The sequence below is a fragment of the Bradyrhizobium yuanmingense genome (assembly GCF_029167105.1).
Classification (GTDB): Bacteria; Pseudomonadota; Alphaproteobacteria; order Rhizobiales; family Xanthobacteraceae; genus Bradyrhizobium; species Bradyrhizobium yuanmingense_A.
Map to the genome: position 1 here is coordinate 1 of NZ_JARFML010000079.1, position 8,912 is coordinate 8,912.

General features: G+C 66.4%; 10 protein-coding genes and 1 pseudogene. 7 read left to right on the forward strand and 4 right to left on the reverse strand.

What is annotated here, in order from left to right; genetic code table 11:
* The first annotated feature begins 79 nt into the window (after nucleotides 1-79).
* The 4 genes from ccmB (at nucleotide 80) to P0R31_RS39995 (ending at nucleotide 2,405) form a co-directional block, all read left to right on the forward strand.
* Nucleotides 80-748, forward strand: coding sequence for a heme exporter protein CcmB (gene ccmB, locus P0R31_RS39980; protein WP_025032861.1), 669 nt, complete (start codon nucleotides 80-82; stop codon nucleotides 746-748).
* 90 nt (nucleotides 749-838) lie between these two features.
* Entirely contained in the window at nucleotides 839-1,630 is a 792-nt protein-coding gene (locus tag P0R31_RS39985; protein WP_275520836.1) for a heme ABC transporter permease, read from the forward strand.
* On the forward strand, nucleotides 1,627-1,812 hold the full coding sequence (gene ccmD / locus P0R31_RS39990; RefSeq protein ID WP_275520838.1) for a heme exporter protein CcmD: 186 nt from the start codon (nucleotides 1,627-1,629) through the stop codon (nucleotides 1,810-1,812). The genes P0R31_RS39985 and ccmD overlap by 4 nt, the downstream gene beginning before the upstream one ends.
* Nucleotides 1,809-2,405 (forward strand): DsbE family thiol:disulfide interchange protein, encoded by a 597-nt coding sequence (locus tag P0R31_RS39995; RefSeq protein ID WP_275520840.1) that lies wholly within the window; start codon nucleotides 1,809-1,811, stop codon nucleotides 2,403-2,405. The genes ccmD and P0R31_RS39995 overlap by 4 nt, the downstream gene beginning before the upstream one ends.
* 106 nt (nucleotides 2,406-2,511) lie before the next feature.
* Here the strand turns inward: P0R31_RS39995 and P0R31_RS40000 are convergent, their stop codons facing one another.
* Complete coding sequence (locus P0R31_RS40000) at nucleotides 2,512-3,114, reverse strand: septation protein A (protein ID WP_275520842.1); 603 nt, start codon at nucleotides 3,112-3,114, stop codon at nucleotides 2,512-2,514.
* Nucleotides 3,115-3,236: 122 nt separating this feature from the next.
* Nucleotides 3,237-4,181: a signal recognition particle-docking protein FtsY gene (ftsY, locus tag P0R31_RS40005; protein WP_036008849.1), complete on the reverse strand. Its 945-nt coding sequence runs from the start codon at nucleotides 4,179-4,181 to the stop codon at nucleotides 3,237-3,239.
* 64 nt (nucleotides 4,182-4,245) lie between these two features.
* Here ftsY and P0R31_RS40010 point away from each other — a divergent pair, with 64 nt between their 5' ends.
* Complete coding sequence (locus tag P0R31_RS40010) at nucleotides 4,246-4,941, forward strand: RluA family pseudouridine synthase (RefSeq protein ID WP_275520844.1); 696 nt, start codon at nucleotides 4,246-4,248, stop codon at nucleotides 4,939-4,941.
* Nucleotides 4,942-5,207: 266 nt separating this feature from the next.
* Nucleotides 5,208-6,317, forward strand: a complete 1,110-nt coding sequence (locus tag P0R31_RS40015) for a DUF2336 domain-containing protein (RefSeq protein ID WP_275520849.1) — start codon at nucleotides 5,208-5,210, stop codon at nucleotides 6,315-6,317.
* Nucleotides 6,318-6,354: 37 nt separating this feature from the next.
* On the opposite strand, the gene mtaB is transcribed toward P0R31_RS40015, so the two are convergent.
* Together mtaB and dapF are read right to left on the reverse strand one after the other, a co-directional pair.
* Nucleotides 6,355-7,608: a tRNA (N(6)-L-threonylcarbamoyladenosine(37)-C(2))-methylthiotransferase MtaB gene (mtaB, locus tag P0R31_RS40020; protein ID WP_275520846.1), complete on the reverse strand. Its 1,254-nt coding sequence runs from the start codon at nucleotides 7,606-7,608 to the stop codon at nucleotides 6,355-6,357.
* Nucleotides 7,608-8,483 (reverse strand): diaminopimelate epimerase, encoded by an 876-nt coding sequence (dapF, locus tag P0R31_RS40025; RefSeq protein WP_275520847.1) that lies wholly within the window; start codon nucleotides 8,481-8,483, stop codon nucleotides 7,608-7,610. The genes mtaB and dapF overlap by 1 nt, the downstream gene beginning before the upstream one ends.
* Before the next feature lie 246 nt (nucleotides 8,484-8,729).
* On the opposite strand from dapF, the pseudogene P0R31_RS40030 reads away from it, so the two are divergent.
* Nucleotides 8,730-8,912, forward strand: a pseudogene (locus P0R31_RS40030) (GyrI-like domain-containing protein); the annotation flags it as partial.

The following is an 8,912-nucleotide window of genomic DNA, read 5'->3' on the forward strand; positions in this document are numbered from 1 at the left end:
CTGCCCTCCCCCACAAGGGGGGAGGGAGCGCAGCGCGCCTGGGGCCGTCGGATGCGTCCCCAGAAGCTGGAAGCCCCCCATGACCGCCCTTGCCGCCCTCATCCGCCGGGACATCAGGATCGCACTTCGCGTCGGCGGCGGGGCACTGATAGGCGTCTTGTTCTTCCTGACCGTGGTGGTGCTGATGCCATTCGCGGTCGGGCCGGATCTGGCGCTGCTGTCGCGGCTGGGACCTGCGATCCTCTGGCTCGGCGCGCTGTTGGCGAGCCTGCTGACCCTCGACCGGCTGTTCATGGCCGACCATGAGGACGGCTCGCTCGACCTGATCACGATGAGTCGGACGCCGCTGGAACTCGCCTGCGCCGCCAAGGCGCTGGCGCATTGGCTCGCCGCCGGCCTGCCGCTGATTGTCGCAACCCCCGTGCTCGGCCTGTTGCTCAACCTCGACATGATCGCCACGGCTGCGGTGGCGCTGACGTTGCTGGCGGGCACTCCGGCGCTGACCTTCACCGGCATGATCGGCGCGGCGCTGGCGGTGACGCTGCATCGCGGCGGGCTGTTGATGGCCGTTCTCGTGCTGCCGCTGTCGATTCCCGTGCTGATTTTCGGCGTTGCGGCCTCGCAGGCGGTGATCGTCGGTCCCATGACCTTCGGCGCGCCGTTCTCGATCCTGTGCGCGCTGTCGCTGGTCAGCCTCGTGATCGGCCCGTTCGCGGCCGCAGCGAGCCTGCGGCATGGTCTCGATTGAAAGGACCGGGCCGACCTTGACCCCGATCAACTTTCGCGACGGGCTTTCGTGTTGATTGCCTGAGCGGCCCCCGGTGATTATCAGGATACCATGACGCTGATCGACCTCGCCAACCCCACGCGGTTCCTCGCGCTGACAACGCGGGTGTTGCCATGGCTGGCGGCCGCGACCGTTGTCCTGCTCACCATCGGTCTCTATCAAGCTGCGCTCGCGCCCGACGACTATCAGCAGGGCGCGACGGTCAAGATCATGTTCGTCCACGTGCCCAATGCCTGGCTGTCGATGTTCGTGTGGGGCGTGATGAGCATCGCATCTTTGGGCACGCTGGTGTGGCGGCATCCGCTCGCCGACGTCGCCGCCAAGGCCGCAGCTCCGATCGGCGCCGCCTTCACTTTCCTCGCGTTGCTCACGGGCTCGCTCTGGGGCCGGCCGATGTGGGGCACCTATTGGGAGTGGGACGCGCGGCTGACCTCGGTGCTGATCCTGTTCCTGATGTATCTCGGCCTGATGGCGCTGTGGCGCGCGGTCGACGATCCCTCGCGTGCGGCGCGCGCCGCCGCGGTGCTGACCCTGGTCGGCGCGATCAACCTGCCGATCATCAAGTTCTCGGTCGATTGGTGGAACACGCTGCACCAGCCCGCCTCGGTGATGCGCATGGGCGGCTCGGCGCTGGACAAGTCGTTCCTGATCCCGCTGCTGGTGATGGCGCTCGCCTTCACGCTGCTATTCGTCACGCTGCACCTGGCCGCGATGCGCAACGAGATTTTACGCCGCCGTGTCCGCTCGCTGCAGATGATGCAGGCCAGTCGCATCGCGTTTTCGAGCGACATGGCCGCCGGTTCGCGTGAAGACAACGCGTCCAAAGAAGCTGGGGCTGCATGACGATGTCGCTCGGTCCTTACGCCTCTTTCATCGTGGCGTCTTACGCAGCTGCCGCCCTCGTGGTCGCGATCCTGATCGGCTGGGTCATGCTCGATTATCGCAACCAGACGCAGCGCCTGCGCGAGCTGGAGCAGCGCGGCATCACCCGCCGGTCGGGCCGCAGCGCGACGGAGCCGCGATGAGCGATCAACCTGCCTCCGCTTCGCCGCAGCGCCGCACCTTCCTGGTGATGCTGCCGCTGATCGTCTTCATCGGCCTGGCGCTTTTGTTCTGGTTCCGGCTCGGCAGCGGAGATCCCTCGCGGATTCCCTCGGCGCTGATCGGCCGGCCCGCACCGCAGACCGTGCTGCCGCCGCTCCAGGGATTGCAAGAGAATGGCACGCAGGTGCCGGGTCTCGATCCCGCCGCCTTCAAGGGCCAGGTCAGCCTCGTCAACGTCTGGGCGTCCTGGTGCGTGCCGTGCCACGACGAAGCGCCGCTTTTGACCGAACTGGCAAAAGACAAGCGCTTCCAGCTGGCCGGCATCAACTACAAGGACGCCGCCGACAATGCGCGGCGCTTCCTCGGCCGCTACGGCAACCCGTTCGGCCATGTCGGCGTGGACGCCAACGGCCGCGCCTCGATCGAATGGGGCGTCTATGGCGTGCCGGAGACCTTCGTCGTCGGGCGCGAGGGCACCATCGTCTACAAGCTGGTCGGGCCGATCACGCCGCAAAATCTCAAGGCCGTGCTGATGCCGGAGCTGGAGAAGGCGCTGAAGGCAGCGGGATCCTAGCCAAGACCGTCATTGCGAGGAGCACTTGCGACGAAGCAATCCAGAATCCCTCCGCGGAAAGATTCTGGATTGCTTCGCTTCGCTCGCAATGACGGCGGATAGACCATCATCCCTTGCTCACATCCCCCGCCTCGGCCTCGCTTCTCTCCAGCGAGGCCGGCGCGAGATGATAGCGCTTGGTCAGCGGCATCTGGGCGATGGCGAAGATCATCGTGATCGGGGTGACGCCGAACACCTTGAAGTTCACCCAGAAATCCGTGCTCTGGGTGCGCCAGACGATCTCGTTCAGCACCGCCATTCCGGCGAAGAACAGCGCCCAGCGCAAGGTGAGGATGCGCCAGCCCTGCGGCGTCAGGTTGAACACCTGGTCGAACATCACGGCGATGAAGGAGCGGCCGAACAACAGGCCGCCGCCGAGGATCGCGGCGAACAGGCCGTAGATGATGGTCGGCTTGACCTTGATGAAGGTCTCGTCGTGCAGCACCAGGGTCAGCGTGCCGAACACCAGCACGATCACCCCCGTGACGATCGCCATGATCGGGATGTGACGCGTCACGATGTAAGAGGCGGCCATCGCGACCGCGATGGCCACCATGAAGGCGCCGGTCGCCGCGAACAGATTGAACTTCGCGTTGACGAAGAAGAACACGAGCAGCGGACCGAGCTCGGTCGCGAGCTTGAACAGCGGATGCGGCTGGGTCTTGTCCATTCTCTCTTCCGTCTCTCCCATCCCTCGAGACGACCGCTTCGCGGTCTCCTCAGGATGAGGACCTTATGTGTGGCACGACCTCATCCTGAGGAGCCGCGCAAGCGGCGTCTCGAAGGATGATGCTATTCGATTCCGGCGATGGCGCGGGCGAAGTCGCGCGCGGTGAAGGGCGCGAGATCGTCGACGCCTTCGCCGACGCCGATGAAGTGCACCGGCAGCTTGAACTTCTCCGCGAGCGCCACCAGGATGCCGCCGCGCGCGGTGCCGTCGAGCTTGGTCATCACGAGGCCGGTGACCCCGGCGGTGCGATGGAAGGCCTCGACCTGCGACAGCGCATTCTGGCCGACGGTCGCATCCAGCACCAGCAGCACGGCATGCGGCGCAGTGTCATCCACCTTGCGGATCACGCGCACGACCTTCTCGAGCTCGTTCATCAGCTCGGCCTTGTTCTGCAGGCGGCCTGCGGTGTCGATCAGGAGCACGTCGACATTCTGCTCCTTTGCCGCGGTGAGCGCGTTGAAGGCGAGACTCGCGGAATCCGAGCCCTGCGCGCCTGCGATAACGGGCGTCTTCGTGCGCTCGCCCCAGACCTTGAGCTGCTCGATGGCGGCGGCGCGAAACGTGTCGCCGGCAGCCAGCATCACCTTGCGGCCTTCGGAGGCGAATTTCTGCGACAGCTTGCCGATCGTGGTGGTCTTGCCGGAACCGTTGACGCCGACGACGAGAATGACGAACGGCTTTTTGGCCGCATCGATCACGAGCGGCTTTGCCACCGGCGACAGCACCTTCTCGACCTCGGTGGCGACGACGTCCTTGACCTCGTCCGCCGAGATCGCCTTGTCGTAGCGGCCGGTGCCGACGGCATCGGCAATGCGCACCGCGACTGACGTGCCGAGGTCGGCGCGCAGCAGTACGTCCTCGATGTCGTCGAGCATGGCGCGGTCGAGCTTGCGCTTGGTGACGAGGTCGGCGACCGCGGTCCCGAGCGAGGACGAGGTGCGTTTCAGCCCGTTGGACAGGCGGCGCCACCAGCTCAGCTTGGGGGTCTCGGAGGTGGTATCGTTCATGGTGGCGTGTTAGCCGTTCCGGCCCGTAAACGAAAGCCTTGACCGAAAGTCCTGCGATTGCTCGATGTTCCCCAATTTGACCGCCGATGAGATCTTAGGCCGCGTGCTCCATCGCGACGGCCTGATGCTGGTCATCGACAAGCCCGCCGGCCTGCCGGTGCATCGCGGCCCCAAGGGTGGCCCCAATCTGGAGGATTGCTTCGACGCGCTGCGTTTCGGCCTGCCGCGGCCGCCGGTGCTGGCCCACCGGCTGGACAAGGACACCTCGGGCTGCCTCGTGCTCGGCCGCCACCGCAAGGCGACGGCATCGCTGGGCCTTTTGTTCAAGCACGGCAAGATCGGCAAGACCTACTGGACCGTGGTCGAAGGCGGCCCTGCCGAGGATGAAGGCACCATCGACATGCCGCTCGGCCGGCTCAATGCCGAGCGCGGCTGGTGGCAGAAGCCGGATCCGGAAGGGCAGAAGGCGATTACGAACTGGAAGGTGATGGGCCGGGGCGACGGTTTCACCTGGCTTGCCATGGAACCGGTGACCGGCCGGACCCATCAATTGCGGGTGCATGCGGCCGCGAGCGGCTGGCCGATCTTCGGCGATAACATTTACGGCAACGGTCCGCGCTTTGGCGAGCCGCGCCTGCACCTGCATTCGCGCGAGATCGTGGTGCCGATCTCCCGGAACAAGGAGCCGGTCCGCGTGGTGGCGCCGGCCCCGCCGCATATGCACGAGAAGCTCCGGGCCTGCGGGTGGAAGGGGGAGTAAACCCTCTCCCGCAAAGCTCGCGGGAGAGGTCGGCGCGTCCCGGGCGCCGGTGAGGGCTCTCGCCTCCGGGGGATTGTCCCGTTGTGGAGACACCCCTCTCCCCAGCCCTCCCCCGCAGGCGGGGGAGGGAGCGCACCGCATTCGTGGCGGCATCTCGCTCAACGACCGCATCCCCGCCATGGTTTACGAAACCTTCAGCGCTCGCCTCTAATGATAACGGTTGCTTAGAAAAAGCTTCCGTAACCGCTCAGGACGAGCCGCGCGTGATGACCAAGGCCGGGCTATCGATCATCGACGAGGTCGAATCCGCACTGCGGATCGGCTCGCCGGAAAAGGGCCTGGAGACGGCCAGGCGCGTCACCGAGCTGTTCCTCTCCTCCGCCGGCAATTTCGACGACGAGCAGATCGCGCTGTTCGACGACGTGCTCGAGCGCCTGATCGGCACCATCGAGCTGCGCGCCATCGCCGATGTGGCCGCGCGGGTGGCGCTCGCCGAGATCAGCGCGCAGCTGGCGCCGGTCGCACAGGCGCCGCCGTCGGTGATCCGCCGCCTCGCCAACAATGACGAGATCCGCATCGCCGGCCCCGTGCTGCAGGAATCCGCGCGCCTCGATGACGGCGAGCTGGTGAAGATCGCATCAGCCAAGAGCGAGCCGCATCTGCTCGCGGTCGCCGGCCGCTGGTGGCTGAAGGAGATCGTCACCGACGCGCTGCTGGCGCGCCGCTATCCCAGCGTCAGCCGGCGGCTCGCCGCCAATCCCGGCGCGCGCGTCTCCGGAAAGGGATTTGCCATCATCGTCGGCCAGGCCGAAAGCGATCCGGAACTCGCGGTCAGCGTCGGCATCCGCGTCGACCTCCCGTCGGAGCTGCGCCGCCAATTGCTGCGCTCGGCGACCGATGCCGTGCGCACCCGCCTGTTGTCGCGCGCCCCGCCGCATCTGTTCGAGGAGATCCAGAGCGCGATCACCGCCGTCACCATCGGCGCCGAGCGCGAAATGTCGGCGGTGCGCGATTTCGAGGGTGCCAAGCGCGCCATTGCCGGCCTGAAGGCTACCGGCCAGCTCAACGAGGCGACGTTGCTCGGCTTCGCCACACAGCGGCGCTATGAGGAGACGGTGGCGGCGCTGGCGGCGTTGTCGGGGTCGACGGTCGAGGTGATTCGTCCGCTGATGCAGAGTCTGCGCGAGGACGGCCTGCTGGTGCCGTGCAAGGCCGCACAGCTCAGCTGGGAAACGACCAAGGCCGTGCTCGAATGCCGTTTCGCGACAGGCACGATGAAGCCGGCCGACGTCGCGAGGACACAGGGCCATTTTGCGAGAATGACGGCGGAGAACGCCAAGCGGACGCTGCGATTCTGGCAGGTGCGGGCGTCGTAGTTTTCCCTCTCCCCTTGTAAGGGGAGAAGGGAAGCCACTATGTGGTGAGCCGCTCGCCAACAACGCCGGCAATCAATCGTGGCACGATGCTTCCGACCTGTTCGCCCGCAATCACCACCGGCAGATAATGTTGCGTGCGGCCCTGCCCCTCGCTCTCGATCAGCACCTCGCGCGTCGCACCGATCTCGGCTTGCAGGCGCTGCCGCAACGCCGCTTCGCCGGCCGCACGCAGCCGTCGCGCACGCTCCTTGATCAGGCCTCCCGCCACCTGCGGCATCTGCGCAGCCGGCGTGCCGGGCCGCGGCGAATAAGGGAAGACGTGCAGGAAGGTCAGTCCGCATTGCTCGACGAGGTCGAGCGTGCGCGAGAACATTTGCTCGGTCTCGGTCGGGAAGCCCGCGATGATGTCGGCGCCGAAGACGATATCGGGGCGCAGGCGGCGCACCTGCTCGCAAAAGCCAATCGCATCCTGCCGCGAATGCCGCCGCTTCATGCGCTTCAGGATCATGTCATCGCCTGACTGCAGCGACAGGTGCAGGTGCGGCATCAACCGCGCATCCTCAGCGATGGCATCGAGCAGGTCGTCATCCGCCTCGATCGAATCGATCGAGGAGATACGCAGGCGCTTGAGCTCGGACACATGGCGCAGGATCTGCTTGGTCAGCCTGCCGAGCTTGGGCGCGCCGGGCAGATCCGCGCCGTAGCTGGTGAGATCGACGCCGGTCAGCACGATCTCGGCATGGCCGCGCTCGACCAGGGTGCGCACCTGCTCGACCACCGCGCCCATTGGCACCGAGCGCGAATTGCCGCGGCCGAACGGGATGATGCAGAAGGTGCAGCGATGATCGCAGCCGTTCTGCACCTGCACGAAGACGCGCGGCAGGCCGCTCGCATAGCCGTCGACGAGATGCGGCGCCATCTCCTTCACGCCCATGATGTCGCTGACGGCGATTTTCTCGCTGACGCCAAGATCGAAAGCATCGCGTGTCTCCCGCCACGCTTCGCCGCGCATCTTGTCGTCATTGCCGACGACGCGATCGACCTCGGCCATGTCGGCGAACATCGCAGCCTGCGTCTGCGCCGCGCAGCCGGTGACGACGATGCGCGCCTCGGGGCGCTCGCGCTTCAGCTTGCGGATCGATTGGCGTGCCTGCGCCACCGCCTCGTTGGTGACGGCGCAGCTGTTGATGACGATTGTGTCGGAAAGCCCTGCGACTTCCGCCTTGCTGCGAATCACCTCGGCCTCGAAGGCGTTGAGGCGGCAGCCGAAGGTGACGATGTCGACGGCCATCAGGCCACCGGCGCGAACAGCGCCGGATCGAAGCTGCCCTCATATTCGAAGGTCGCGGTGCCCGTCATCAGCACGTGGTCGTCGCGCTCGCGCCATTCGATGCCGAGCTTGCCGCCGGGCAAGGTGATCTCGACCTTGCGCTCGGCGCGCTTCAGCCGCGCGGCGGCGACCGCCGTGGCACAGGCCGCCGACCCGCAGGCCTTTGTCAGCCCCGCGCCGCGCTCCCAGGTGCGGATCGTGATGTGTTCGCGGTCGACGATATGGGCCAGCGTGATGTTGGCGCGCTCGGGGAAGATCGGATGGTTTTCCAAGAGCGGACCGAAGCGGCCGAGATCGTAGGCGTTGACGTCGTCCACCCAGAACACCGCGTGCGGATTGCCCATGCTCACCACTGAGGGCGAATGCAGAATGGGATTGTCGATCGGCCCGATCTGCAATTCGATGTAGCGGGTGTCGCGAAACTCTTCCGCCAGCGGAATGTCCTGCCAGCCGAATTTCGGCGCGCCCATATCGACGGTGTAGAGGTCGGGCGCCGGACCCTGCCAGGCATTGAGCAGGCCGGCGGCCGTCTCGAAGGTCGCGGTGGTCTGCCCGGTCTTCTCGAAGATGCGGCGCACGACGCAGCGCATGCCGTTGCCGCAGGCACCGGCCTCCGAGCCGTCATTGTTGTAAATGCTGATGAAGGCCTCGGTGCCGTCGAGCCGGGGCTTTTGCAGCACCATGAGCTGGTCGTAAGCCACGCCGCCGTTCGCGGACGCCACGGCGCGGGCGTCGTCCGGCGTGACCTTGGCCGCCGAATCGCGCAAGTCGACAACGACGATCTCGTTGCCGATGCCGTTCATCTTGGCAAATGCGTGGTTGGCCAGCGCGCTCATGAAAATTCCCGAATTTCGCCTGCCTTATATGGCGATCCTCGGCCGCTTGGCCAGTGATTTGCCACCCGAGCCGGCACATCGGGCAAGGTGCCTGCCATGACGCATCTGTCATGGGACGAATTCGGCGCTCGCGTGTTAGAACGGCGCGGTTCGCGCGAACCGGGACGCGCGGCCGGGTTAAGGCCTTGGTGGGTAAGGCCTTGATGAATTGAGGCCCCGACGAAGCGGGGCCTTGGGGAGAATAACATGAACACTTTTCGTCGAGTTGTGCTGGCCGCGCTGATCCCGGCTGCGGCCCTGTCGCATGGGCTGTCCGGCGCGCTGGCGCAGACGCCGAGCCCGGTGCCGGCGGCCTCCGCGAGCCCGTCGCCCGCGCCATCGGCAGCACCCGCCCCGGCCGCAAGCGCTCCGCCAGCCCCGGCAGCGAGC

Excerpts from the sequence above, each read along its gene's own strand:
- ccmB (WP_025032861.1), top strand. The coding sequence starts at position 80 with ATGACCGCCCTTGCCGCCCTCATCCGCCGGGACATCAGGATCGCACTT.
- P0R31_RS39985 (WP_275520836.1), top strand. The coding sequence starts at position 839 with ATGACGCTGATCGACCTCGCCAACCCCACGCGGTTCCTCGCGCTGACA.
- ccmD (WP_275520838.1), top strand. The coding sequence starts at position 1,627 with ATGACGATGTCGCTCGGTCCTTACGCCTCTTTCATCGTGGCGTCTTAC.
- P0R31_RS39995 (WP_275520840.1), top strand. The coding sequence starts at position 1,809 with ATGAGCGATCAACCTGCCTCCGCTTCGCCGCAGCGCCGCACCTTCCTG.
- P0R31_RS40000 (WP_275520842.1), bottom strand. The coding sequence starts at position 3,114 with ATGGACAAGACCCAGCCGCATCCGCTGTTCAAGCTCGCGACCGAGCTC.
- ftsY (WP_036008849.1), bottom strand. The coding sequence starts at position 4,181 with ATGAACGATACCACCTCCGAGACCCCCAAGCTGAGCTGGTGGCGCCGC.
- P0R31_RS40010 (WP_275520844.1), top strand. The coding sequence starts at position 4,246 with ATGTTCCCCAATTTGACCGCCGATGAGATCTTAGGCCGCGTGCTCCAT.
- P0R31_RS40015 (WP_275520849.1), top strand. The coding sequence starts at position 5,208 with ATGACCAAGGCCGGGCTATCGATCATCGACGAGGTCGAATCCGCACTG.
- mtaB (WP_275520846.1), bottom strand. The coding sequence starts at position 7,608 with ATGGCCGTCGACATCGTCACCTTCGGCTGCCGCCTCAACGCCTTCGAG.
- dapF (WP_275520847.1), bottom strand. The coding sequence starts at position 8,483 with ATGAGCGCGCTGGCCAACCACGCATTTGCCAAGATGAACGGCATCGGC.